The 25,562-nt window shown below is 37.8% G+C and carries 30 protein-coding genes; 20 read left to right on the plus strand and 10 right to left on the minus strand.

From position 1 onward, the window contains the following. From KO02_RS15805 to KO02_RS15865, 13 genes are all read left to right on the plus strand, one after another. Complete coding sequence (locus KO02_RS15805) at positions 1-1,959, plus strand: phage tail tape measure protein (RefSeq protein ID WP_038699814.1); 1,959 nt, start codon at positions 1-3, stop codon at positions 1,957-1,959. After that, complete coding sequence (locus KO02_RS15810) at positions 1,959-2,600, plus strand: DUF6046 domain-containing protein (protein WP_038699816.1); 642 nt, start codon at positions 1,959-1,961, stop codon at positions 2,598-2,600. Before KO02_RS15805 ends, KO02_RS15810 begins: the two co-directional genes overlap by 1 nt. Continuing rightward, the gene (locus KO02_RS15815; protein ID WP_038699818.1) at positions 2,597-3,568 is read left to right on the plus strand and encodes a hypothetical protein; all 972 of its coding nucleotides are present in this window, start codon (positions 2,597-2,599) and stop codon (positions 3,566-3,568) included. The genes KO02_RS15810 and KO02_RS15815 overlap by 4 nt, the downstream gene beginning before the upstream one ends. Then, entirely contained in the window at positions 3,565-4,035 is a 471-nt protein-coding gene (locus KO02_RS22920; RefSeq protein ID WP_051959982.1) for a hypothetical protein, read from the plus strand. The genes KO02_RS15815 and KO02_RS22920 overlap by 4 nt, the downstream gene beginning before the upstream one ends. 2 nt (positions 4,036-4,037) lie before the next feature. Continuing rightward, complete coding sequence (locus KO02_RS15825; protein ID WP_038699820.1) at positions 4,038-4,253, plus strand: hypothetical protein; 216 nt, start codon at positions 4,038-4,040, stop codon at positions 4,251-4,253. Between the two features lies 1 nt (position 4,254). Further along, on the plus strand, positions 4,255-4,533 hold the full coding sequence (locus KO02_RS15830) for a hypothetical protein (protein ID WP_038699822.1): 279 nt from the start codon (positions 4,255-4,257) through the stop codon (positions 4,531-4,533). Beyond that, complete coding sequence (locus tag KO02_RS15835) at positions 4,530-4,856, plus strand: hypothetical protein (protein WP_038699825.1); 327 nt, start codon at positions 4,530-4,532, stop codon at positions 4,854-4,856. The genes KO02_RS15830 and KO02_RS15835 overlap by 4 nt, the downstream gene beginning before the upstream one ends. After that, positions 4,853-5,146, plus strand: coding sequence for a hypothetical protein (locus KO02_RS15840; protein WP_038699827.1), 294 nt, complete (start codon positions 4,853-4,855; stop codon positions 5,144-5,146). The genes KO02_RS15835 and KO02_RS15840 overlap by 4 nt, the downstream gene beginning before the upstream one ends. A gap of 1 nt (position 5,147) precedes the next feature. After that, the gene (locus KO02_RS15845; RefSeq protein ID WP_038699829.1) at positions 5,148-6,026 is read left to right on the plus strand and encodes a hypothetical protein; all 879 of its coding nucleotides are present in this window, start codon (positions 5,148-5,150) and stop codon (positions 6,024-6,026) included. After that, positions 6,019-6,489, plus strand: coding sequence for a hypothetical protein (locus KO02_RS15850; RefSeq protein WP_051959983.1), 471 nt, complete (start codon positions 6,019-6,021; stop codon positions 6,487-6,489). Before KO02_RS15845 ends, KO02_RS15850 begins: the two co-directional genes overlap by 8 nt. Next, complete coding sequence (locus KO02_RS15855; protein ID WP_038699831.1) at positions 6,482-7,228, plus strand: hypothetical protein; 747 nt, start codon at positions 6,482-6,484, stop codon at positions 7,226-7,228. Before KO02_RS15850 ends, KO02_RS15855 begins: the two co-directional genes overlap by 8 nt. Before the next feature lie 2 nt (positions 7,229-7,230). Beyond that, positions 7,231-10,317 carry a hypothetical protein gene (locus tag KO02_RS15860; RefSeq protein WP_038699833.1) on the plus strand — a complete coding sequence of 1,029 codons (3,087 nt, stop codon included), beginning with the start codon at positions 7,231-7,233 and terminating at the stop codon, positions 10,315-10,317. 173 nt (positions 10,318-10,490) lie between these two features. Beyond that, positions 10,491-11,111, plus strand: a complete 621-nt coding sequence (locus KO02_RS15865) for a thymidylate synthase (protein WP_235212273.1) — start codon at positions 10,491-10,493, stop codon at positions 11,109-11,111. A gap of 70 nt (positions 11,112-11,181) precedes the next feature. On the opposite strand, the gene KO02_RS15870 is transcribed toward KO02_RS15865, so the two are convergent. The 3 genes from KO02_RS15870 to KO02_RS15880 all read right to left on the minus strand — a co-directional run bounded on the left by KO02_RS15870 (position 11,182) and on the right by KO02_RS15880 (position 13,295). Then, the gene (locus KO02_RS15870; RefSeq protein WP_038699837.1) at positions 11,182-12,006 is read right to left on the minus strand and encodes an AraC family transcriptional regulator; all 825 of its coding nucleotides are present in this window, start codon (positions 12,004-12,006) and stop codon (positions 11,182-11,184) included. A gap of 190 nt (positions 12,007-12,196) precedes the next feature. Next, on the minus strand, positions 12,197-12,622 hold the full coding sequence (locus tag KO02_RS22925; RefSeq protein WP_051959984.1) for a hypothetical protein: 426 nt from the start codon (positions 12,620-12,622) through the stop codon (positions 12,197-12,199). A gap of 106 nt (positions 12,623-12,728) precedes the next feature. Then, the gene (locus KO02_RS15880; protein WP_038699839.1) at positions 12,729-13,295 is read right to left on the minus strand and encodes a 2,3-bisphosphoglycerate-dependent phosphoglycerate mutase; all 567 of its coding nucleotides are present in this window, start codon (positions 13,293-13,295) and stop codon (positions 12,729-12,731) included. A gap of 666 nt (positions 13,296-13,961) precedes the next feature. On the opposite strand from KO02_RS15880, the gene KO02_RS15885 reads away from it, so the two are divergent. After that, positions 13,962-14,225 (plus strand): hypothetical protein, encoded by a 264-nt coding sequence (locus tag KO02_RS15885; RefSeq protein ID WP_038699841.1) that lies wholly within the window; start codon positions 13,962-13,964, stop codon positions 14,223-14,225. 614 nt (positions 14,226-14,839) lie between these two features. Here the strand turns inward: KO02_RS15885 and KO02_RS15895 are convergent. The 4 genes from KO02_RS15895 to KO02_RS15910 form a co-directional block, all read right to left on the minus strand. After that, positions 14,840-15,043, minus strand: coding sequence for a hypothetical protein (locus KO02_RS15895; protein ID WP_038699845.1), 204 nt, complete (start codon positions 15,041-15,043; stop codon positions 14,840-14,842). Positions 15,044-15,155: 112 nt separating this feature from the next. Next, complete coding sequence (locus tag KO02_RS15900; RefSeq protein ID WP_144243239.1) at positions 15,156-16,130, minus strand: IS3 family transposase; 975 nt, start codon at positions 16,128-16,130, stop codon at positions 15,156-15,158. Between the two features lie 2 nt (positions 16,131-16,132). Further along, positions 16,133-16,672, minus strand: a complete 540-nt coding sequence (locus tag KO02_RS22930) for a hypothetical protein (protein WP_051959720.1) — start codon at positions 16,670-16,672, stop codon at positions 16,133-16,135. A gap of 31 nt (positions 16,673-16,703) precedes the next feature. Next, the gene (locus KO02_RS15910) at positions 16,704-17,180 is read right to left on the minus strand and encodes a hypothetical protein (protein ID WP_051959985.1); all 477 of its coding nucleotides are present in this window, start codon (positions 17,178-17,180) and stop codon (positions 16,704-16,706) included. Positions 17,181-17,484: 304 nt separating this feature from the next. Here KO02_RS15910 and lgt point away from each other — a divergent pair, with 304 nt between their 5' ends. The 3 genes from lgt (at position 17,485) to KO02_RS15925 (ending at position 19,868) form a co-directional block, all read left to right on the plus strand. Beyond that, positions 17,485-18,309: a prolipoprotein diacylglyceryl transferase gene (lgt, locus tag KO02_RS15915; RefSeq protein ID WP_051959986.1), complete on the plus strand. Its 825-nt coding sequence runs from the start codon at positions 17,485-17,487 to the stop codon at positions 18,307-18,309. Between the two features lie 126 nt (positions 18,310-18,435). Further along, a complete protein-coding gene (locus KO02_RS15920; RefSeq protein ID WP_051959987.1) occupies positions 18,436-18,891 on the plus strand; it encodes a protein-disulfide reductase DsbD domain-containing protein in 456 nt (151 codons plus the stop codon). Positions 18,892-19,445: 554 nt separating this feature from the next. Further along, on the plus strand, positions 19,446-19,868 hold the full coding sequence (locus KO02_RS15925) for a MauE/DoxX family redox-associated membrane protein (RefSeq protein ID WP_051959988.1): 423 nt from the start codon (positions 19,446-19,448) through the stop codon (positions 19,866-19,868). Between the two features lie 87 nt (positions 19,869-19,955). Here KO02_RS15925 and KO02_RS23840 read toward each other — a convergent pair whose 3' ends face one another. Further along, a complete protein-coding gene (locus tag KO02_RS23840) occupies positions 19,956-20,105 on the minus strand; it encodes a hypothetical protein (protein WP_158500305.1) in 150 nt (49 codons plus the stop codon). Positions 20,106-20,362: 257 nt separating this feature from the next. Here KO02_RS23840 and KO02_RS15930 point away from each other — a divergent pair, with 257 nt between their 5' ends. From KO02_RS15930 to KO02_RS15945, 3 genes are all read left to right on the plus strand, one after another. Continuing rightward, the gene (locus tag KO02_RS15930; RefSeq protein WP_038699849.1) at positions 20,363-20,614 is read left to right on the plus strand and encodes a hypothetical protein; all 252 of its coding nucleotides are present in this window, start codon (positions 20,363-20,365) and stop codon (positions 20,612-20,614) included. A 465-nt stretch (positions 20,615-21,079) separates the two neighbouring features. After that, positions 21,080-21,673, plus strand: a complete 594-nt coding sequence (locus KO02_RS15940) for a hypothetical protein (protein WP_038699852.1) — start codon at positions 21,080-21,082, stop codon at positions 21,671-21,673. Positions 21,674-22,622: 949 nt separating this feature from the next. Beyond that, positions 22,623-22,853, plus strand: a complete 231-nt coding sequence (locus KO02_RS15945) for a hypothetical protein (protein ID WP_038699854.1) — start codon at positions 22,623-22,625, stop codon at positions 22,851-22,853. A gap of 92 nt (positions 22,854-22,945) precedes the next feature. On the opposite strand, the gene KO02_RS15950 is transcribed toward KO02_RS15945, so the two are convergent. Continuing rightward, complete coding sequence (locus KO02_RS15950) at positions 22,946-24,196, minus strand: TlpA family protein disulfide reductase (protein ID WP_081918409.1); 1,251 nt, start codon at positions 24,194-24,196, stop codon at positions 22,946-22,948. Positions 24,197-24,200: 4 nt separating this feature from the next. After that, positions 24,201-25,562 carry a RagB/SusD family nutrient uptake outer membrane protein gene (locus KO02_RS15955; protein WP_038699858.1) on the minus strand — a complete coding sequence of 454 codons (1,362 nt, stop codon included), beginning with the start codon at positions 25,560-25,562 and terminating at the stop codon, positions 24,201-24,203.

Below are 25,562 nucleotides of genomic sequence, written 5' to 3' on the forward strand. Positions count from 1 at the left end.
ATGTCAAATTTCATAACAAAATGGATTTTAGAATTTGGTGATAAAGTTACCGCCCCCATCAAAAACATGATGAAGGGCGTTAATGCTGTGACCGGATCTGTTGATGAAATGACTGACAGGATCAAGTATTCTGAGAAAGAAGCGAAAGAAGCTCTTGTTAATACAAAAGATCATTTCAATGATTTAAAGGCGAAAATAAAGGAAAATGAAGCCGAACTGGGTAAGCTTGAAAAAGCTTATGAAAAGGCAACACCTGGGCGTACTAAAGTTGCAGCTCTGGCAGCACTTGAGGCACAGAAGAAAAAGGTCACTGAATTAAATACAGAGCTTCAGGAGACTGAAGAGGATCTGAAGGATATCAATGATCAGTTGGATGTCATGAAAAAAAAGGATACCAACTGGAACGCAATGATAACCGGAGCAAATCAGTTCGCTGAAATCATTGGTCGTGTTTCGGATAGTCTTAGTTTTTCAGTTGAAATTCAAACCTTGACGACTGATGTGCAGCGCATGACTGATCTGTCAGGTGCTGCACTCGACAGCTTTGTGATGAAAAGCCGTGAGATCGGTGATGTCTATAAACAAAATTCATCTGAAATCGCAGTTGCCGCTAATGCAATGACAGAACAGATCGGCGGCACTTACGAAGAGAATCTCGCCCTGATCGAAGAGGGGTTTAAACGGGGTGCAAATGTCAATGGTGATTTCCTTGATCAGATGAAAGAATATGGTCCACAGATCAAAGCGCTGGGAATTAGTGCCTCTGACGCGATCGCATTAATTGCTAAGGCTGGTAAGGATGGAGTATTTTCTGACAAGGCAATTGATGCTTTAAAAGAAGGTGGTCTTGCTATCCGAGAAATGGGGCAAACACAGATCGACGCATTAGCTGGTATCGGACTCAAGCAAAAAGATCTAGCTGGTAAAACAACAATGGAGGCCTTGCAGATCATTGCTAAAGGTATGAAGGGCGCGACTGCGCAGGCAAAGCAATTGGTACTCGCCGATATATTTAAAGGAGCTGGTGAAGATGCCGGTGCTGCACTTATCGAAGGCCTTGCTAATGGTATGCCCAAGCTTGAAGACCTTCCTGCTGTTGAAGAGGCTGGTGCTGGATTCTTACGTTTTTGGTCGAATGTCACTACTAAAGCAGGTCAGATCGTTGGGGATGTTGGAATCTATGCGCAAAAGATGGGACCATTTTTACAGGTCTTAGCCTCTATTATTCCAATTGTTCAGACCTTGACAAAGGCAACATGGTTACAGACAGCGGCGCAAAAGGTCTTAAACTTTGCCATGAGCATGAATCCCATTGGACTGATCATAGCCGGTATCACTGCTTTGATCACGTTGATCTATTTTGCTATCGACAGCTTTGATTCCTGGGGTTCAACTGTACTTGCTTTCATGGGACCTATCGGCTTTTTAATATCAGGGATCCTACTCATTAAGCGACATTGGGATTCTATCGTAGAGGCTTTTAAATCTGACGGAATTATTGGTGCTATCAAGCGGATCGGTATTGTTCTAGTTGATGTTATTATGCATCCGTTGCAAAGGATCTTAGGTTGGGTTGGTGAATTGACTGGATGGAAATGGGCTAAAGAATCAGCAAATGCAGTAGAAGAATTTCGAAAAAAGAATAATCTGATTACTGTTAATGAAACTTCGGAGAAAAAAGAAAAACAAACCGAAAATAAAGCCTCCGTTAACGATCTAATAAAAGCAGATAAATTAAGTTTCTCACCAGTCAAAGATAAGACTAAGAAAGGTAAAGGAAACGGTTCATCAGATGGATTGAATGTTGGTAGCGGATCTGGTGGAATCAAATCCATTACTATTAATGTAAGTAATATTTTCAACGCAGATAAAAGTGTAAATATTCGTGACCTGGCTGATAAAGTGGCAGGAAGAATCGCAGACAGATTACAGGATGCAGCAATTAATATAGGTTCATAATGGCAGATATAAGATATAATGTTTCACAGCTTTTTCAGTTTGCTTTTGGCATTAATATGCCGATCTACATTACCGAACCGCTTTTAAGTAATACACCTGCAAATATCAATTACATGGGCATTAATACATTGCCCGAGTATTATAATGAAGAATCAAAGCAGAGCTGGATGGGTACGCCTATCATGTTTCAGGCATCCTTCAAAAAAGGCAGTTATAAACGCTATAAATTGAACGGTGAGCTGGAGATCGTTCAGCTAAATGATTTTGCTTTACCTCCAGCAACAATGTTTTCGTTCAGAAGAGCTAAGAATATCACTAGAACGAACGTGTTAGGATCTAACGGTACGGTGAAAGAAATATTCGGATTTGACGACTGGATAATCGATGTGAGGGGGCTTTGCTTAGATGAACCAGATAACTCAGCACAGGAACAGTTTGCGAAATTGTTGGAGTGGGAAAATTTAGCCGATGCAATCGAGGTCTCTGGATCTCAATTTGGACTCCGCAGTATACAACGCGTGTGTATTTCCGAGTGGTCTGAAAATATACCACAGGGTCAACCAGGTGTCGTTGCTTTTCAAATGAGTCTCATTGGTGATGATCCAATGGAATTTGGTTTACCTAATTACGTAGAGCAATGACAACACTGGTAATGGTCTGTAAAATTGTCTTTCCTGCAATGCGCGAAAGGAAGGAAATAGTTATCCATCGTTGCGCATCGATTGAATTTGAAAGCACCTTTAAAGAGATGACATCAAGAGGTACTTTAACTTTACCTCGTAATATAAAGTTCTTTGATAAGTACAAAATAAGAGATGTATTCCATCGTGGAGATCCTATCGAGATTAGCTTTGGGTACAACAACAATATGACTGAAGAATTTAAAGGGTATATAGCAACGGTGTCTGCTGATATCCCGATATCAATAGAATTTGAAGATGAAATGTTTAAGGTCAGAAACTTACCGGTCAACTTTTCAGCTAGACAGATTACTTTGAAAGCTTTGTTAGAAAAAATTGCACCTGGTTACAAAGTTGATGCTGATGAGATCCAACTTGGATCTGTTCGGTTGGCAAAAACAACTGTCGGAGCTGTTATCGAAAAGCTCCAGCAAGATTGGAACTTCTTTACCTATATGAAAGGTAAAACTTTGATATCCGGTAAATACTACTCTTTAAAAAGCGATGAAAAACCCTTTAAATTCCATTTGGAAAGAAATTGCGTTTCGACAGCTTTAAACTATAAAAGAAAAGAAGATGTACTGATCATCTTCAGGTATAATTCGACAGATCGATTCGGAAAGAAAATTGAAGTTGAATTTGGAGATAAAGATTACAACGTCGAGGTATCACGTAACTATCAAAATATAAAAGTTCGTGCTGAACTTGAACTTTTAGCACGCTCGGATTATAAGAAAGCAAAGGTCGATCGTTTCGATGGTTCCTTTACTGCATTCGGTTTGCCATCGGTTGAACATGGTAAAAAGGTTGAGTTGAAGTCTGGATTATATCCTGATCGTGATGGTGTCTATTACATAGAAAAAGTGATGAAGACATTTGATGTCGGAGGTATTAGGCAGCAAATTACATTGGGAGAAAAAACGGCATGAGCATAGAACGATTAAATAGTCTATTGGGTAATAAGATCAAGAACATGTCTGAAGTGCAGACAGCTTGGTGCACTGTTAAAAGCATTGACTGGGATAATAAGCTTATGGATGTCATTGGTATCGTCGATGATCTGGAATACTTTGATGTACTGCTCGGGCTTGGTTCTGAAGACAAGAAGCCTGTTATAGGTTGCACCTGTATTATTGGAATTATTGGAAACGAATCAGGAAATAGCTTTTTGATCTATGCTGAAGAGCTTGAAGAAATTGAAATAAAAGTTGGCTCAACTTTATTACATGTGAAAAAAGAAGGATTCATTTTAAAGCAGAATTCAGAGTCTCTTAAAACTGTTTTAAACGATATGATCGACGAGCTGAATAAAATTGTTGTGATCCAGGGACGAAGTATAAATGTGCCGGCGATGACAGTTATCAAACAAAGGTTAAATAAAATATTAATCGGTTAAAAATGGCAATTACTGAACAAGAATTATCCAAAATACTTCAAGATGCATTCGATTTTGATTCTGACAAAGAAGTTAATCCAGCTGAAGCTAGGAAAAGACTTGCGGAAAAAATAGCATCTGGAGTTGCACAGTTTGTAATAGGCCGTACAACAGTTGTTACTGGTACTTCAGCTACTGGAGGTCCTGTAACGGGTAAGGGAATAATTCAAAACGTATAGTATGGCTGGCAAAGGAATTTTACTAGGTAAAGATTTAGATCTACAGGTGCATAATGGCTCACTGATCGTTGGAGATTCGACAATGCAGGAAGTATCGATCATATTACAGATGAATCAGGGTGAACAAAAATTCTTTCCGGCATTGGGTGCAAACATCATTCAGCTTGTACGTGCTAAGTATTCCCGATTTGATATTGAAAACCGGGTCAAGGTTCATTTGGAACTTGATGGTAAAAGCTATGATCAGATTAAGGAACAGATAAAGACAATAATTGGATGACAGAGGTATACTTAGCACTGGCCGCTGCGCTTGGTGCTTTCTTGACTAAAGCCGTTGAATGGATATTTAACCGTAAGAAAGATTCGACAGAAGTAGAAGGTAAAGAAATCGATAATGATATCAAGTTGGCAGATTACTATAAAGTAATGCTTGATGACCTTCAAACAAGGTATGAAAAAAAGTATCAGGATATCGAAGCACTCTATGAAAATAAGGAACGAATCCTAAAAGATGAAATAGCGCTACTTAATCGCAAGGTGAAGATGCTGAAAACCGAAAATATGGAATTGCGTAGACGGGTAAAAGAATTGGAGGCACGATGAATACAATCAATATTATTGAAAACCAAACACTCTTTGACCTGGCTGTTGAGCAGACGGGCTCTGTGCTCTCTATTTTTGAAATGGCCATGGCCAGTGGTAAGAGTATTACAGATGATCTTATCCCAGAAGAACAGGTTATTGTTCCCGAGTCGAGATATATAATAAAGGATATCGTCGACTATTTTAGAGGTAAAAATTATAAGATAGCGACTCACGGGACGTTGGATAATTTCGATTCTTTCGGTGGAATCGGGTATTGGATATTAGAAGTAGATTTTCAAGTTAAATAAAATGGCTAGAACATTAACAGAAATAAAAACAGCAATAAAAATCACCTTTATGAATAATGAGGTGCTTTCTAGCACATATTCATTTGACGTAGGATCTGATTTTGATACAGAATTTTCTAAAGTTAGTTTGGAAAATATATTGATCGATATTATCTCATTTTCGACTTGGGTATTAGAGAAGTTATTTGATCAGCATGCTCAAGAGGTCTCTGATCAGATAGCGAATCTTAAACCTCACTCGTTACGTTGGTATCGGAGCAAAGCCCGTGCATTTCGGTTTGGTTATGGACTGATCGAGGACAGTGATCAGTACGATAATACCGGTTTGACAGATGAGCAGATCAGTACCTCGCAGATCATCAAGTATTGCGCGGTAAATGAAGCGGTAAATGAAAGCCGTCTGATCATCAAGATTGCAACAGAAGATGCAAATAATAATTTGGAACCGATAAATGCAGAACAGCTCACAGCATTCAAGGAATATTTAAGTGAAGTCAAAGATGCCGGAAATACAATAACGGTCACGAACTATTTGCCCGACCTGCTTTATCTGAACATGGTCATCTATTATGATCCTTTGATATTTGCTCCAGATGGATCGCTTTTGCTTGATAGCACACGCCCAGTTGAATTGGCAATCAATACCTTTTTGAAAAACCTGCCCTTTAACGGGGTTTTGCAATTGGTTAAACTGATCGATGCATTGCAGCAGGTTGAGGGTGTGGAAATACCACATCTAGTTTCAGCTTCAAGTTCTTGGATCAATCCAACGTCCGGAGGTTATGGTAATGCAGAGGCAATCAATGTTTATAAGATTCCGGAAAGCGGATACTTTAAACCGAATAATTTTTCAAACATAAGTTATCAGCCGTATGGATAGAATATTTTCAGTTGATTTCAAGAAGTTGATCATTAATCTACTTCCATTGTTCTTTAGGCGCAAAGGGATTTTTGCATTAATTGAAACGCTGTCTTCAGCTATGCGCACAATTTATCTCATGTTCTTGAGTAAACGTGATGATCATAACAAGGACCTGGCTATTACACCGCAGGTGTTTTCTTTAAGAAAGGTATTGAATGATTATTTCGATGCCGGTGATCGGTCGATACGCATTGAGGATTCTAATTTACATGAGCGTTCATACATCTTTACTGATGGAGAGCAGCGACCCTTGTTCCTAGGTGAAAGGGCAATCTATACAGCAGATGAATTACGTTTCGGGACTGGCTTTGTGGTCATAGTCCCAGAAAGCTTAAACAATGTCGCAGAAACGGCACGTTTGAAAGCAATGATAAATAAATACAAATTGGCAGGTACAAAATATACGATAAGATATGAATAAGGTGAACTTTGAACAGACAGGCGGTTTCCCTCTAGAGACAAATACATTATCTTTTTTACAATCAGCTTATGGCTCTTTGGCTGGTCTTGCTGATCTGGGTGGACAGAACTATATTCTGAACGGCTGCGACACCGTAGGTGCTAACGTTTCAAATGGGACAGTAGTTATTGATGGAGAAGTTTTGCCGTTCATAGGTGGCGCTAAATTAGCGCGTGTAATCATTGAGGAAACTGTCGCGGAAAAAACATTTGAGGATGGTGTTAGTAAACCGGTGTATTATACCCGAGTTGCAAAGATGGTCGCAGCGGGTGGAGTTTTAGATTTTGATAGTTTGAAAAAAGTATCCAATCTGTTGGATATTGCCGATCGGATCAAGGATCAGCAGGTCGTGCAGTGGACGCCTGTAAGTGATAATGAACTTAATGTTATTGATCCGGGATCATCTAGATGCTGGATGTTCAAGATGGGAAAATTAGTTGTACTAACAGGTGATGTTGCCTTTACTTATGTAGCACCTGGGCTACAGCGAGGGTTTGGTATTACTGGATATCCAGTAATTGGAGATACGGCCGGCATTCAAAGAGGATTTATGAAAATTTTCAAAGTTCCGGATATTGATTCTGCAACTTTCAATGATATGTGGAAAAATTCGAGTGGGCAGAACCTTTATTTTTCTGTTAGTGCTCCGGAAAACACAAAATGGTCAATTAGCTTTTCAATCACCTTATTTACGATCTAACAATGAAACAACCCATAAGTAAATTAAAAGAGTTTTTCGGGGCATTTAAAATGCCTACAGCGAATAATTTCGGGGATCTGGTTGATTCGTTCTTTCATAAGGACGGTAAGATCCCGGCAAGTCAGGTTGAAGGGTGGACGGATGACTCTGCTGTAATTCTTGAACCTGGTGTAATGGAATTACCTACACTCGAAAATAAAAACAAGAGCGTCCGTGTATTGGGTGGATCCGCTGGTAAAACATATACTTATCAAGGAACCCCCTTGGTTATTCAAGCGAACCATGAAGCTATTTTGTTTTGGGACGGTATTGCTCATATATGGAAAATTCAGGATCAGGCACCATTAGCATTGCCTTCTGGTGTGCCGGTTTTAAATCCTACAGGTAGTGGATTACCAACCGAAAAAGCGACAGCTGATTATGCAGTATCGAAAGATTATCTGATTACCGGGCAAAATGCCTATAACTATCTGCACGATGTTATACCGCCTTCTTATGTAGATGCAACAACTGGTGATTTAAGAACAAATCCAGATTGTTCTGCCTCGAAAGTTTATCTAAGAAAACCCGGACAAAATGTTGTTAATATACAGCACAGAACAGGTAATGGCGGACTTGTATACTATTCAGCGACAGGTGTGAAAATAAAACCGATTGATCCATCTGGAGTTGAATATCCGAGTTTTATTGCTGCGCTTAATGGGATTTTTCCATATCCGCCCAGTGCAGTATCCCATCAGTTTACATCAGGTTTTAATGGCGTTACAAATAAACAGAATATAACGATGACAGATTCGGCGAATGCCGACGCGTCAGTAAGGCCAGAATTAATTCCTGTAACTCCCTTTGTTTCTCAGTTAGCTCAGGCAACAGAAGATAATAGTTCTTACATAAATGAACTAAATTCGTTACCTCCTAATGAAAGGTTTAACGGAAAGGAAAATACTGGTAATCCTGAATTTTTCGGATCAGCTACGGAAGCGGTTAACGCATTTAAAATAGATGTTGTACCGGATTCAGAGAGTCCTGTAAAAGATAAAATTCCCTTTAAAAGAATTTTCACAACAACCATGACCCCGGATGGGTTAGGAAATTACCGTACTATATTTTTAAGTTTAGGATCAAACAGACCCAGCCAACTGGACTTTTCTTTCTGGACAAAAAAAACTCAATTTCAGGCTATTTTCACCGGGGCATTTCAGACTTACTTAGGACTCTGTGCATATTCTGTGAATGTAGGTTTACTGCTTACAGGTGGTGAAATTATTGCAACCCGTAACAGTGTTTATCCAGCCGAGTATCAGAATGCTGTTTGCAAATTGAAGATTATTAATCAGGTTGGTGACTGGATAAGGATAAATATCAATTATTCTGAAATAGTATGGAGAACGGCATTTAATGGCACAATAAGTTACTACTTTCTTTTTAATACGGGTTTCCCAAATGGAAAAGAGTTGTATTTCACTGACTTCACTATACTTCTAAATGACAGAGCGGTCGGAGATATTATTTATCCAAAATCATCAGATAGCCTATCGACTAATGTTATTTCCTTAACGGGCATTCAGAATAATGTAGATAATCTGAATCAGAAATTTAATGATCTAGCTAATGACTTTAAAAAACCGGTTCATCTTAATTACAGTGGTGGTCAAATTTACGTATCAACAAGTTTTAATACAACGCATAATTTAGTGCGCTGGCTGACTTTTAACCGGGAAAATAATTTTGATAAAAATCCAAATATTAACATGGTCCAAGAACACTTGGCCTTAAAAAATGGTGATCCGAAAGTAATGTCAAGTTTGGTTAAATCATCTGGTGATGATATTTGTCCGGTCTTCTTTAATGGAAGTTTTATAGGCGGTAATCATGGCTGGAATCAAGCTAAGACTCTGACCTTGACAGCTCACGGTAAAACATTTTCGGATATAGGATCTATTTATACAGATACTATTATAAATGATTTTATTATACTAAGGATTGTAGATGCAAATACCTTGTGGATTTGCTCATTAAATAAAGCTACTGATGGGTTTTCTTATACATTTGTTAATCCTGTGGGTACATTAACTTATAAAGAAAATGGAACAAATACCGGTTCAATATCAGGTTATTCAGTTGAAACTTTAAGTAATTTAATTCCCTGCATTTCGGTATCAGAAAAAAAAATTCTTCTAGATGGTAAAGTTGAAGTAACGACAGCAGGCGATTATTATGCAGATTACATTGATGTTGTTGAAAGTTATTATATGTATGACCTGCCATCTATCCTAAATCAATTAAAATTAAATAGACCTGCTGGAGGATATCTTGAAAATGTACTATTTAATACGTTACCTGGCATTGAAGCAATTGCAAAACATAATATTGTATACAGGTTTGCAGATAAGGGGCTTACAGTAAATCCAGTGAATTTTATTTCATTAAAAAAACTAAACTTTGTTTTTCATGGCTTTACTCAGGCCATAGCTATGGCTTCGGGAAATATGTACATTCCTAAAACTAAGCCAGTAACTATAGCAGGTAAAACCTATGATTTTACAAAGATTGAATCTTGGACAAATGCCCCCACTGGAGTTATTGACATTGTTCCGGCTACTTGGGAAAATCCTCTTTCGCCCCCTGATCGCTGTATCAATTCAAATTCAGCTGTCAACTTTGCTACAGGCTTTATTCCTGGTCTAGGTAAAGCAATAGATAGAAAGGATAATGTAATTGAAGCATGGGAATTAAATACATCAAAAAAGATGTATCCGAGAGGTGATTCCATTGGTCGAGTAATGAACCCTTATGAAAGTTCTTCTATAGTTGCATATCGATCATTTACAAACCCAGCAGATAATCCTGCTGGAAGAACTAGTTTTTACTACCTAAACCAGGGATCTATCGTTTATCTATATCTTGATTATCATGGTTCAATTATCGATAAAATATCAGCTAGAACTGAATGGATAGGAAGAAAGATTGAAATTGTTGAAAAAAGCAACAATGTGCATATTTTATCAGATATCGTAGCAAATTCAATTGAAATTAACTCCCTGGCAACAGAAGTTTTATATGGGTACTTGGTATTAAAGTTAAGTTAGTATGTAAAGGGGTAAAAAATGTCCCCCGACAAATTAAAATTTTCTCACGATCTTAAAACAGCAACAGCCGCACTGCCGGGGGACTAAAGTCTTTCGATTGTGTGGCTGTTTTTTGTTTAATAAATCGTGAGAATGACAAATATAATATAATCATCGTGAATAAATATCATTTAATGCTTGAAAAAATCATTACCAAGGGTAAAGAACAGGCGAACAAAAAAGGTAACATCAAATTCTTACTAAATCAAAAACTTGAATTGAAAGGAATTGATCTATTGGAAATATTTGAGGGACATGGAATAGCTCGAAAGAAGCTTTCTGCTGAACTGGAACTATTCCAGAAAGGCGAACGCCTTACTGAGTCATATAGATCGGCAGGGATCACGTGGTGGGACTACTGTGGCCCTATACTTGTAAATTCATATCCTAGTTATTTTGAACAGCTACCGGACTTGATTAAAAAAATCAATAAAGAACGTAGAACTTCAAAAAATTACGTCCTGTTTTTGGGTAGGAATGACGTTGAAAGTAACCAACAGCCATGTCTTAGCTTGATACAGTTTCAAATTGATAATGATAAGCTTATTGTATCAGCATATCAGCGTTCGTCTGATGCCAGTCTGGGATTACCAGCTGATTTGTATCATCTTTATCTTATTAGTCGACAAATAAACATCCAGCTTAAGTCTATTACACTATTCTTGGGTAATGTTCACATCTATGAAAATAATATCGAAGGAACAAAGTGCTTGTTGAATGGTGAAGATGTTAAATTCAATTTAAACGTCAATTAAATGGGTTTTAATTGTTTATTTGAGATATTCTTAAAACTATATCTAGCTAAATATTCAGAACGTTTTGTTTTCAAATTGGATACATTCCGTTTTTGCGTTTATAAAATCCAAGTTCAAAAGATATCTCAGCTATTTGCTTATAGGTATGAATGAGCAGCCTTTCAGCTTCCACAAGTACACGATCACGGATCATCTGCCCAGCAGATATTCCCCGCCGTTCCCGGCAGAGGCGATTGAGATAATTGGCCGAAATAAAAAGCTGGTCCGCATAAAAAGAAGGAAAGCGTTGATTGGCATATCGCTCTTCCAATAAGCGTTCAAAAGAAATAACCTTTTCTTCCTTTTCATCTTTCGGCAATGACACCATTTCGGGACAGACATTCCTATCCAATGTTTCTAAAATAATAGTTAGATAAGACCTTAATATATTTTTAGCATCAGGATGCCTGTAGCGATACTCCCTTTGCATCGTTTCCAAAATCACATTCCAGACCTGCCTCTCCTCCGGCACCAGAGCTTGTGCTTGCATTTTCTGTTCCCTCAAGAAAGAAAAATGAAGATGCCCATCATCATGCTGTTGTGTAAAAAGACAGGCTTCAAACAGCAGCACCCAACCTTCCCTTTTCTCATTTTCATCTAATACCCGCAACACAGTACTTGGACTAAAGGAAATTACCTGCATACTTTCCAATCGACAAGCATACTTGTCCATGTTGATGTTTATAACACCCGATGTCAAATAGATGACCGTATAAAATGTCCGTCTATTGGGTAGATGCAGTTCTTGAAGACAGCCCAAACCATCCTTTTGAAGGTTGTAAACAATAATCCCATTATGAGCAGGGTCAAGATGACCCAACGTTAATGTATTGATATTTCCGGTTTTGATAACCATAGATAAGGTAAAAATGTGAAGTGAGATTCTAGCGGAGTACGACGAGTCGTTTGCCCATATACTGCAAAGACAACGTGTATCGCACGTATTGTTCTCATCAGCAATTCGATAAAATAGCATGATAAAGCCCTGAACGCTAAGTTTCAAGAACTAAAAAAATCAACATAATAATTACGAAAACTAAGCTCTTTTAAGCGAGGATAGCCGAAGAATTAGCTGTAAAAACAGATAAAGGGAGATGCTGTGGATTGGGGGGACGCAGCATTCGATTAAAAACATGAAAGGTATAAAGTGTATTTCTCTGATCAAAATTTGGTTGTTGATCCAGATCCTCTTGCAACCATGGCGATATCAGATCGGTGGTTGATGCAAGCACAAAAAAATTCGCTTCTTTTATTTTATTCTCAATATTTTTCTTTTCATTATCGCGCGCTTTTTTCATTTTCTTCATCAGCACACAGTTACCTTCACAGTGTAATTGCGGGTTGCCCCTATTTTCACAGAGGTATTGCGCTATATAATCGCGATTGACATAAAAGGCACTTATAATCACAAGACCCCAACATGCTTGGATAAGCATGAGTACGGATAGGATATATAAAAGTGTTCTTTTCATGAACTGCAAACTTAGATAAATTAATTGAATTCCTTGAAAATGGAACTACAAAGTATTATCGAGTACAAATTTAAAAACGATACAGGTCGAAGAGATGATCTATTGTTTACAGTTCGTATTGTAATGGGACACCAGTCCCTATCTCACGATTCAATATCTCTTCAGGAGAAAGTTTTTCCAGATACATCACCAGCGATCTCAGGCTATTGCCATGAGCAACGATCAATACATTTTTCCCCTCTTGCAACACGGGCATGATCGTCTTTAAGAAATAAGGAACAGTACGGTTATAGGTATCTTTCAGGCTCTCACCTCCAGGAGGAGGGATATCGTAAGACCGACGCCAGATATGCACTTGGTCATCACCAAATAATTTAGCTGCTTCTGCTTTATCCATCCCTTCTAGATTCCCATAGCCCCGTTCATTCAAGGCAGCATTCTTAATAACCGGAATATTTTGAAGTCCACAGACATCTTGTATGATCGCTAACGTATGCTCTGCTCTTACCAAACATGAAGTGAACGCCACATCAATAGGAATATCTTTGATCAGCATACCTGCATGATAAGCCTCTTTTCTACCCTGTTCTGAAAGGTCCACATCTTTCCATCCCGTAAATCTGTTTTCAAGATTCCATTGCGATTGTCCATGCCGAATAAGAATTAATTTCATTGTGATCTATCGTTTCATTATAAGCACTATGGTCTTTCTACTACAGATCTTAAACCAATTATTATAATGAAAAACAAACGATAACCAGAGACCTTTCTATTTCACGCAGAATTCCGCTCTCCCACAATCTCGATGCCGTAATGAGCAGAAATTGAAAAAAATTTCCATCATCAAATCGACATTTATTGAGAAACAGGATTTATTCACCATGATACAATAAAAAATGCGCACTTGTAACAATAAAAGAGTCGCAAATGACCCATTAATTTTGCAACAGATGTAACAAAAAAAGTGGGTCATTTGCGGTAACACTCCCTCCGATTTCTTCTTTATCTTAGTCTTAGTTCAAATAGCCAGTAAAACGGAATTAGGACTGCAACAATTACTAAGATAGCTCTTTTGTCAAATATCACCCTTTTGGGCGTCCATATAGAGCATTGTAATTGACAAGAAAGCTAAGCTGTTGGAACCATGCTTTTGATTGTTTTTTTCATTTTCGGTTTTTGATGTAGGCCCGCGCCACTTCCCTTACAAAAGAGTAAATGTTGGTGCGGTGCCTATTATCAAGTCGAAAAGCAAAAGCTGGCAAACGATAAAAGGGCGATGCTGAAAACCCTGCAATAGAGTAAGCGAAAAGTGAAACTTAGGTTTACAAAGTATTGGACGATGAGAACATGGTATCTTTTTACACCCAAGCAAGGCACACGATTGGACCCAGTGGATCCCCTTCAATACACACGCTATGTGGTAGGCAAGAAATCGCCATCCAACAGAGACTGTTCCGATAAGATCTATGCCATCAAAGCCTGCTTTGATTCCGCCGGATTACCCATCATTGATGAATCGCTTCAGAGAGAAATGGCTGCAAGCGTTCATTCCGGTCGCGATGGAGAGAACATCATCTTAAAACAGGAATATTATATCCCATAAGTCTACCTCAACATCAGGAGTTTGCCAAAAATCCTATAACAGAGTAAGCGTTACTTAAAAGTTTAAGCTTTTTGATCCATAAAAGCACTACAATTATGCCTTGGTACTTTTATACACTAACTACACCCCTTTCAGACCCTTGCGATCCCAATAATTATACATTATATGGCCCTACAGAACCCCCATGTCCCGGTGCAAACATATATCTCTGTGCTATACGAGCCCTTGATCATATGGGCAAGCCTATTATTACAGCTGCATTATGTGCGGAAATAATTTATGCACTTCAAAATGGAATAGAGACCCCTAATGTACTTTTGAAACCTATCTAAAAACAGAATACAATTATATACTAAAAAGCACAAAGGAATCGTAAAGGTGAAGATCAGCTATATGGCAGTCAAGAGTTTACTAACAAAACAACTAAACAAAATTTCCTCTACCCAATAGTTGATGATGATAATCTTGAAAGTCGCCGAGTATCTATGGGGCTACCTCCTATGGATAAATACCTACCCGGATGGGATTTAGAAAAGTATAAAATGGATTTACCTGAGATAAAGGAAGCTGTAAAAAGGTTGAAATAATTGAAAATATATCTTATCGTATTCTTATTATAGTTTTTCGATTTCGTCGATGGAAAGGCCAGTAGCTTTAGCGATATCAGCTATAGCTAGCCCCATTTTCTTAAATTCTAATGCAATAGCCATCGCTTTTTCACGTTCAACTTTCTGTTTTTCTGCTTTGAGTTTAGCACGTTCCTCTAATCGTCCTTTTTCAATACCAGCTGCTAATCCAGCCGACATTCCTGCCGACATCCCTGCTTCTCTTTCTTGTTTTTTAATTATGACCCGTCCTAAAATAGCTATACAGTTTATTTAATAAATCCTGGTTTTAACTATACAACTTTCGACATTAATCCGAAATAAGCTATACAGCATATTCGTCAAATGTAATAATTTCACTCGAAGAATGTAAATCTTCTTCATTTGTCAATTCCATAAGTTCTTTTTCGGTAACGTCGTAATTTTTAGAATATGCTTTCCATCTTTTCCTCAATGCCACATTCTGGCGATGAGCTTCAGATGGTGTGAGATAATCACAGCTGCTATGAGGTCTAATATTATTATATGAATCAATGCTCTTATCAATATATAAGCACATCTCGGGAAATGATAGTTTTTTGGTATAAAATTCAAATTCATTTTTTAGTATCCCATTAACACGTTCTGCCAATGCATTTTCGTAAGGACTTCCATTTTCAGTCATACTAACAGCTATTTTATTGGATCTTAACTGTTCTACATATAATGTACTACAATACTGAGTTCCTCGGTCAGAATGATGGATAAGAGGTAAATCTATCCATTCTCTATTGTTCACTGCCATTTCAAGGGCTCTCACACAACCTATCGTAGTCATATCCTCACGAAAGCAATAGCCCATGATTTTTCGAGAATAAGCATCAGTAACAAGACTAAGGTATCCCCATTTATCTATAAGCCTAATATAGGTAATATCACTAACCCACAACTCTTCTGGCCGACTAATTACTAACTCTTTTATGATATTGGGATATTTGCGTAGATGATGACGAGAGTTCGTTGTCTTCACGTTACGCCGTCGCGTGCGAACTAAGAGACCATGCGAACCGATCAAATCGAATAAATAATCTCGGCCAACTTCTATATTATGAGAAGCTAAAATAGGTGACAACATGAAATGAAGCTTGCGTACACCTACTCGTGGTAAATATTCACGTATCTTCAAAACCTCCTGTAAAATAATATCATCTACAAAATTAGACGCACGTGAGCGCCAAAGGTGATCATAATAAGCATGACGACTCTTGCCAAACAGTTTGCATAAATTACCTATCCCTATTTTTGGAAATAAGTTCTGCAGGACTAAGACTGCTTGGCACCAGACTTTTTTCGGATATTAATATTTAACTGTTCTTCGGCAACATCGATCAAAGTGTTTAAGGCAGTAATTTTTAATTGAGCGGCAGATAAAGCAGCTTTTAATGCTTCTAGTTCACTATCATTTACCTTACACAAATCTTCATCTTCCACGACATCAGCTTTTAAAATGCTAATATCGACATTTTCTTTCTTAAGTAATCTAACCCATTTTGCAATGGTATCATGACCGTGGATATTGTAAATCTCGTTAGCTTCTGAAATGCTTAGCGTACCTTGCATAATCTGAAGAGCGATAGAACGACGCTGGAGAGGTGATAATTTAGTATATTTTGGAGTGCACACATCCTGAACAGTATACTTTATCATCCATTTACTCAATGCTTGGCCACCAACGCTTAATTTTTCGCAAACTTGTCGTTTGGAATAACCTTTCTTTAATAATGATAACGATTTTTTTATGACTGATTTGTCATAATAAGGAGTAGATTTGAGTTCGGGTTTCTTTGCTTTTATTTTGTTCATACACTATAATTAGTGTATAACTATTCTAGGACTAGACAATTTGATAGGAAAGGTATTTGAAATGTATAGAGGTGTGTATCCCCTGTTCCAAATATTCGCAAGGCCTACGTTGCTTGCGGTCGCCAGTAAAGACTGCAATGGTCTCCACAGGTACGTCAAACTTATCACGAATACGGTAGTGATATTGAAAAATACGATACGCGAAATCGCAACTATTACCTCCTTCAATCTCGGTATGTACCATGATCCACTTCTCCGTACCATCTTTCAAATAAACCTTCGCTAATAGATCTGCGATACGCTTACCATCTGAACGCTCACGGTCGGGGATGATCTTAAATAATTCCTTATTCTTAAAGGAGAATCCACGATCAAAATCAAATAACTCTTTTGCATTCGGATACATAAAGAGTAGAAAATCATGAAAATTTTCCTCGAATACGCCTTTGAGCAACTCATCATTCTGCTTACGCGGAATAATACCTGGCTCTGTCTCTCTTGAATTCATAAATTCAGTGAATTGGTTATTACACTAAAGATACAAAACAACATTCATAAAAACTAATTAAATTAGTTTAAAATACTAAATAAAACATCATTTAATTTAATGCTCATATGACCAATATTAGGGACGAATGACTAATACTAGGGATTGAACGACCAATACTAGGGACGAATCACCAAATACCAGGGACGAACGACCAATATCAGGGATGAATGACATTTTAGCCACTTCAAGTGTATAATTATTAATACCAATACTTATTTTAACCAAAATAATATATCTTCGTTTTCACCAAAAAATTATCGAAATGCAAGACCACTTATATTTACTAACCGTTGTACAGGGATATATTAATTGGAATGTGGATAGTGATATCTTCATTATTCCTTTTATAAACCATCCAATTAAATGGTACGGTATATTTTGGTTGATTGGCATTGCAGCAAGTTATAATGTTATCAAACGTGTGCTGAGCAAAGATGGGAAGTCGACAGATTTTTTGGATCAATTGACCCTTTATATCATCGCCGGAACGATTATAGGTGCACGCTTAGGACATGTATTGTTTTACGACCCGCAATATTATTTAGCAAACCCATTAAAAATAATTGCCATATGGGAAGGTGGATTGGCCAGCCATGGCGGTGGTATCGGAATATTGGTCGCAATAGCGCTATTTGCGAAGAAAAATAACATCAGTTTTTTATGGATGGCCGATAGAGTCGCTTTAGTTGTCCCGTTGGCTGGAGGTTGTATCCGCCTGGGTAATTTGATGAATTCAGAAATGATCGGTAAACCTACAGATGTGCCTTGGGCTTTTATTTTCACTAAGATAGACTCGATTCCGCGTCATCCAGCTCAGTTATACGAGGCAATATTTTGTTTTCTCCTCTTTGCAGCAATGATCGTTAGTTATAAAAAGGATTCTTTCAAAAATAAAAATGGTAAATCCTTTGGTCTACTGCTTACTGTGCTCTTTAGTTTCCGATTTATCGATGAATTTTTCAAGATCAACCAAGAAGCATTTGAAGATACAATGGCAATAAACATGGGACAGATCTTAAGTATTCCATTCATTATTATTGGGCTATATCTACTTATTTTTAATCATAAAGTTAATACCGGAAAATAGATTCGTGACCCGTACACCACAGCAATCAGATTAACCGTCTTTACGTTTGCACCAAGATGGGAAAGGGTTACGATAGCACCGTAATATTTACTAATTTAACTGCAGAATTAAATAAACACTATACAATTGAAAAAGATATTATTACTGATCACTTCTGTAATTTTAACGATTACAGCGTCATTTGGACAGATCCACAAACCTGTAAAATGGACAGTTGCTAGTAAAAAAATAAATAGCAAAGAGGCCGTGCTTTTCGTCAAAGCAACTATCCAGAATGGTTGGCATATTTATGCTCTAAATTTAAACGGTGATGGTCCCATACCAACATCGTTTTCTTTTCAAAAATCTGCAGATTTTTCATTAATTGGTAAAACTTTAGAACCATCACCAAAAGTAAAACACGAGAAAGTGTTCAAGATGGATGTCGGTTATTTTATTAATGAAGTCGTTTTTCAGCAAAAAGTAAAATTGAATAATGATAAAGGGGTTGCCAATGCTAGGGGTATAGTTAAATGGCAAAGTTGTGATGCCACGCAATGTTTACCACAAGAAGAATACGCTTTTATAATACCAGTTAAGTAAAGCTTTTCTATTGCTTCAGTTGGTCAGATGGAGAACTATTGCATAAACTAAAATATTCAAGAATGTTAATACAGGAAGATAAATTCATAATCCGCTTTATCAGCAGCTGATTCCTCAATAAATTAAAACTTCAATCGAAAGCCAACATACTCCTGCATCTTCACCCCGAAGAGCCACTTGTCAGCTAGGTTATTACCTACATGGGAGAGTTCAGCATCCATATTAAGTATTTCTGGGTGAAAAATCATCATAAAAAACAAGGAAAATTTCAAACTTCCCGATTTCACGCAGAATTCTGCTTTGCAACAATCTCAATGCCGTAATTAGCAGAAAACGAAAAAAACCACTATCTCCAAAGTGACATTTATTGTACAACAGTATTTTTGTATTGAATTGGAATAAAAAATGCGCAATTGTAACAATAAAACTGTCGCATTTCTTACATTTTTTTTGCAACATCTGTTGCAAAAAAAATGTAAGAAATCTGCTAACGCTCCCCCTACTTTCCTCTTTACCTTAGTCTTAGTTTAATTCACCAGATAAAAACTGACATTATGATTGCGACATTTATTACATATATCATTGCTGCCACGTTCGCCCTTCTTTGGGCATACATAGCGTTACCAAAACTTGCTAGGCTCAAGTCATTTGGCAGAATCTTAGGGTCACAAGCCATACCGAAATGGACTGTTCCAATTTTGACTTGGCTTATCCCTTTACTAGAAATTTGTGCTGTCTGTCTGTTGCTGTTCCCGGAGACCATGTTGTTGGGCTTGTATTTCTCCTTCGGATTGATGTTGATCTTCACGCTCTATGTCTCCGGGATTATTTTTCAGATCTATGACATCTACCCCAGCTCTTCGGGTGCACTATTCAAGAGAATGACTTGGAGAAAACATCTCAAAGTTAATATAGGATTGACATGTATTGCCTTAGTGGGCGTCCTCATGGAGCAGTTTAACTTATTTAGAAACTAAAGTTTACGCTTTTTGATTTATAAAAGCACCACGATTATGCCATGGTTTTCATACACCCCTGCTGCAAAAAAGTAGACGACCAAAAAGCTAAGAATCAGTACCCCCTATATGGTGATCATCCACCACACCGTGAAGGGCCACGTTATGATCTGTACCATTCCAGCGATGGATGACCGCAAAAAACCGATCATCACCTGTTATCTGTAGAAAGAAATCTGCTGCGCAATGTAGCCCCATAAAAGTACAACCAATGTGTTAGTAAAAGGTAGTGATTTGGAGAGTGCGATTAATATTGAAACTTTATCATAGTGTTATTCATAATTGTTTATTCCTTGTGTTATGATGTTGGCCCCGTACCACTTGCTCAGAAGAGTAAACGCTGGTACGGCGCCTAACATCAGACAAAAGGCACAGTAGCATGATATAAAAGGGCGATGCTGAAAACCCTAAAATAGAGTAAGCTGGGATTGGACTTTAGGTAAAAGCATTGCGCGATGAGAAATTGGTATCTATATACACCACAACAAGGTATTCCTCAAGACCCAACAGACCCGAGTCAATATACCCTAAATGTAGAAGGTACCAAGCCACCATCCAATAGGGTTACGGGGAAAATATATGCTATACGTGCCCATTTTGATGCTGATAAATTGCCAATCATCGATGGAATGATGAAACAGGAATTAGCGATGGCGATATACTATGGATGCAATAGAGAGCACATCATCCTACGCCATGATCTATGAACGCTAATAGGTACAAGATTTAGTACCTAAAAAATAAGGAATACACCGAAAATCCTGAACAGAGTAGACAAAAGAAAATTTTCAAGCCTCATCATTTCACGCAGAATTTCGCTTTGCCACAATCGCAATGCCGAAATAAGCAGAAATCGAAAAAAACTTCCACCACCCAAGTGACATTTATTGAGTAATAGGATTTTCATATTATTACACAATAAAAAATGCGCACTTGTAACAATAAAAGAGTCGCAAATGACCCACTTTTTTTGCAACATATGTTGCAAAATTAATGGGTCATTTGCGGTCACACTCCTCCTACTTTCCTCTTTATCTTAGTCATAGTTTAAATCAATAACTAACCCAATACTATTATGAACAATTTAAATCAATCACGTTTCTATCCTTTAAACGCAAGACCTAATCTACAGCACAAAATCATACAAGGTCAATCCTTAAAAACCAATAGTCATGAAGGAACATAAGAATAACCTGATCAAGCATTATATGAAGACGATGCTCAATTTGACTCCTGATCGGGAGCAATTATTGTTTGAGCGTATAGCCCCCATGTTCACCATCCAATCGGCTCTAAAACTCCAAGATTTAGAATCGCCTGGACCAGCCAATGAAGGACGCATCTGGTATTCTGCACAAGCTATGGTCCACAGCTATTACTACAGCAAGAGTAGAGATGCTCCTTATGGAACACAGATCTGGAAGAAAAGAGAAGCTATCCTATTTGCATCTAGCCTGTTGAATGGTACTGATCGGACCAATTATGTACAGATGCTCGAAGACGGAATCGTCACATCCATTAGCTATCCAGATATGCTGACCATTCGCAGTGAATTTCCAGAAGTATCTGCCGATATTGAACAGGTCATCCTGCAGAATGAGCAAGCCTATCAGCATCGGGTCCAATTGCTCAATGAACCCTCACTGGATCGCATCATGCGGTTTGAGAAGGAAAACCGACTGTTCTGCAGTATTGCCTCATTACATTATAAAGCCATGCATGTAGGCCTTACTAGACAGACCTACGCTTTTCTTAAGAAGAAGTAGCCCGTAAAAAAGGTACACTCTTTTGTTATTCGAAATCAAAAGAGCGTATCTTTTCAATACCCTATCTCATCCTTATTTTACGCATAAGATACAGTACATAACAACAAAAAAGGAAGGTGTAAAAATTTCGAACCACCCTATTTCACGCAGAATTCCGCTCAGCAACAATCTCAATGCCGCAATAGCCAGAAATCTAAAAAACTTCCATCTCCAAATTGAAATTTATTGCATAACAGGATTTTTATATCGAATCGTAATAAAAAATGCGCACTTGTAACAATAAAAGAGTCGCATTTCTTACATTTTTATTGCAACAGATGTAACAATAAAAATGTAAGAAATCTGCTAACGCTCCCTTCAAAATCCTCTTTACCTTAGTCTTAGTTCAAATCAACAATAAAAGAAGATTGCTCTACATCTATACAGAATGGCTGTTATTCTTAAGATGTAAGCACTTCGAAACAGTAAAATGGGTTCGTTAGGGTTGCGATTCCGTTTAGTTGAATAATGTCATGATTCCCTAGCTCGAAAAGAGCTGGGGAATTTTTTAAGCACAGTTTAAAATTAGCATACACAATGAAAACAAACATGACCAATACACCACATATGCCAGACCTTATCCAATGGATAAAGCAGGAGCAACTGTGCCTACGCACTGCGCTACATGGCCAGTTGGTATTGTCATGCCCTATACTGGTGATCATAATTTTGCATGTTTATATATTGGTTAGGTATTCAAATTTTAGTTTTAAAAATTGGTTCGTGCCATTAAAAATGAGGTATCCACTTAAATTCGCCATCTTCCCCGGCAGGCGGGAACGGTAAAACAAAAGAGCTATCCAAATGAAACAATGTCCTGAGGTACGCTTATTTTAGAGAACACTTGAGGGTGAACTTAAAGGGCCAATGTAAACAATAAGAATATGATAAAGTTTAAAGTATTAGTATTATGCCCTGGTTCAAATTAGATTCATACGGTACTCCTACAGATGCTCAAGACTATTCATTAGTAGGTACAATTCCTCCTTCGGGATGTGATGGTACTGATCAAATCTGTGCAGTGCAAGCAACTGCGGATTCCAATAATTTTCCGCAACTAACTACTGCGTTGAAAGACCAAATGATCAATGCCTTACATACAAGGACGGCATCCACTAATGTACAGTTAAAAGATGCTTAGGATTATCAAATATAACAAGGCGTAAGAACGAGATTCCGATGCCTAAAGTATAAAACAGTAACGAGGTAATCCTTATTTACCCCGTTACTGTTTTATTTCAACTCCTCAAACACCAATACCTCTATCAATCGCCTCTCTTCCACTAGCGTTAAGCCATACTTTATTAATTGCTCATTCAATTTCTCTAAATTGGAATAATCCTTGATTCGAATATTTATTTTGGAGTTCACCTCATCCACTACTGGCGGAAAATCCCCTTGATAATCGACCATAAATGCAAGTACTCCAGTCCCCTCTAATCCACCAACACTTTCTAATTGCTTAATAGTATTTTTCCCTTCCTTTATTTTCCTGATGACCAAACAAGGCATTTCCTTTGTATCCCAATAGACTTTTAAACCAAAGAATCCATTCAGATCATTCAAAATGATCCCTGCTTGCTGCAATTCTGATCTTCTAACACGATCACAACGTTCATAAGAAACTCCGTTTTTCAATAACCAGACATTCTTTCCTCCCGAACCCTTCGGATATTGGTATTTACTTTGATCTCGAACCTTCCATAGCAAACGCTCCTCTTTTAATAAGAATGTTGGTTTCTTTATTTTACTCCAAGCGGCTGTATAGGCACCTAAGATATCCATATTATAGAAAGTAGTCTTTTGTAAAGCAGTTGTAGAATCGACAGCAATTTGAATACCTGTCGTTTCTACACCATTTTTAAAACCAAAAATCTTGACTGAACCAACCAGCTGCTCTTGCCCAAATGCGCTGCTATTCTCATCCAATCCCTCATTAAAATCAGACTTGAACGGTAATTGAATAGTACCATTATTGTATAAGGCTTCAATATTTTCCGCTTTTACAAAATCCGAATAGGTTATCGCTTGCACTTTATTGTGGTAAAGCCATGCTGTATGTGGCACACCCTTATGTGGAAAATAGCTTCTCAAAAGATTCGCAGAGTAAATCGTTGACAGTTTAACATGGTGCTCTTTCAAGAAACTACTCGTTTCAAAAAACTTTTCAATGGCCTTCTGATCCTGCCAAGTCACCAAGATTACTTGCAATTTAGCTCCCATTTCATCCTGCAACTTTTGCAACTTCGGCATAGCCGCGATGCAATTTGTACAATAAGTATCGAAAAAATCTAAGATGACCACTTTATCACTCAACGATTTGATATCGATCCTATCCTGTTTATAGTTAAGAGCGGGTTGCAATGGCAAGTCTGGTAACAACTGCCCTATTCTCAATTCTTGACTACGGTCAATTTGCTTTTGCGCCCAAATTATTGGGCACAAAAGAAAGTTTGCAATTATTACTAATATTATTTTTTTCATGGCTTTATCTTTTATTTTGAAGCATCCCTGATTCCGATATCACTAAATCAGGAATCAAGTGCGCATATTTCAAACTATTCGGTTCTAATCGAAATTCTTTTCCATCGATGACACGAACCAATGTCTTCTTAAAGCGATCATCTTGATTCAGCCGCTTTAAATCAGACCAACGTTGTCCACGGAAAATCAACTCCTTTCGACGTTCCTTTAAAATAATCCGAAGCAATTTGTCAGGATCAGTTTCTGTTATCGGAATGAAATAATCTACATCAATCCTATTCTTCAACAATGTATTGACATCGGCCAAAGCTTGTGGAACTTTTCCTGTACGAGCAGCAGATTCTGCCCGAATCAAGTACACTTCACTGGTCGTCAAGCCCACAAAGGGTTGTGCATCCGAATTATCATATGAACCTTTAAAGCCGAAATTGTCCACCTCATTAACATTCGGCTGAAAAAAGATATTCTTTCTATAATCATATTCACTATACTCCTCATAAAGATTGGTATCGATTCGAGCCTGATAATGAGACAGCAGCGGAGTATACATTCCAATAGCAGGAAATAGCACTTCCTTATTAAAGCGATCGATTGGGTAGCTTGCAGTTTGATTCAACTCTTTATAGTTCAACAGCTCCTGTTGTACTTGCAAACATGAATCCGCATAAGCATAAGCTTGTTTATAATCTTGCATATCCAAATACACGCGAGCTAATCCAGCATAAGAGGCGGCTTTATGTGGCCTTCCTTTCAGCGTTTCCGTTTTAGGAAGATGTGCAATCGCCATTTTATAATCTGAGATTATCTGCACAAAGCTTTCCTTCAAATTCGCACGTACCGACTTGTAGTCCATATCTGGACTCAAACGTAAGGGTATTCCCATTTCTTCAGCAACTGTACTTTCTCGGTAAGGCATGGTAAAGGTCGTCGCTACCTGATGGAAAGCAAAAGCACGGAAGAAATGAGCAGCACCCAAGACTTTATTATACTTCTGCATATCCTGACTTGGCCCCAATTTAGAGAGCACATCCAAGATCTGATTACTCAGATACACCACCTTATATGGGTTTTGCCATTGATTATTTAATATGACCATATCAATTGCCCAAATATAGGTTTGCTGATCTTCAAATTCCGACATAGCAGACCAGTCCGATGCATTCAAAAAATAATCATCGTTAGCCACCTCACCCAAAGTCGGATATCCAGTATTCATCGCTGTATAATCATTCAACAGCAATTCACAATGTTCCAGCGATTTTGGAACCACCATTTTCTGATCAGGTTTCAGATCCAAGAAACCAGAGCAGGAACTGCTTATCAGCACAGCTATCCCTAGGATTGTTTTTAGTAATATTCTTTTCAT

Source organism: Sphingobacterium sp. ML3W (assembly GCF_000747525.1).
In the GTDB taxonomy this organism is placed as follows: domain Bacteria; phylum Bacteroidota; class Bacteroidia; order Sphingobacteriales; family Sphingobacteriaceae; genus Sphingobacterium.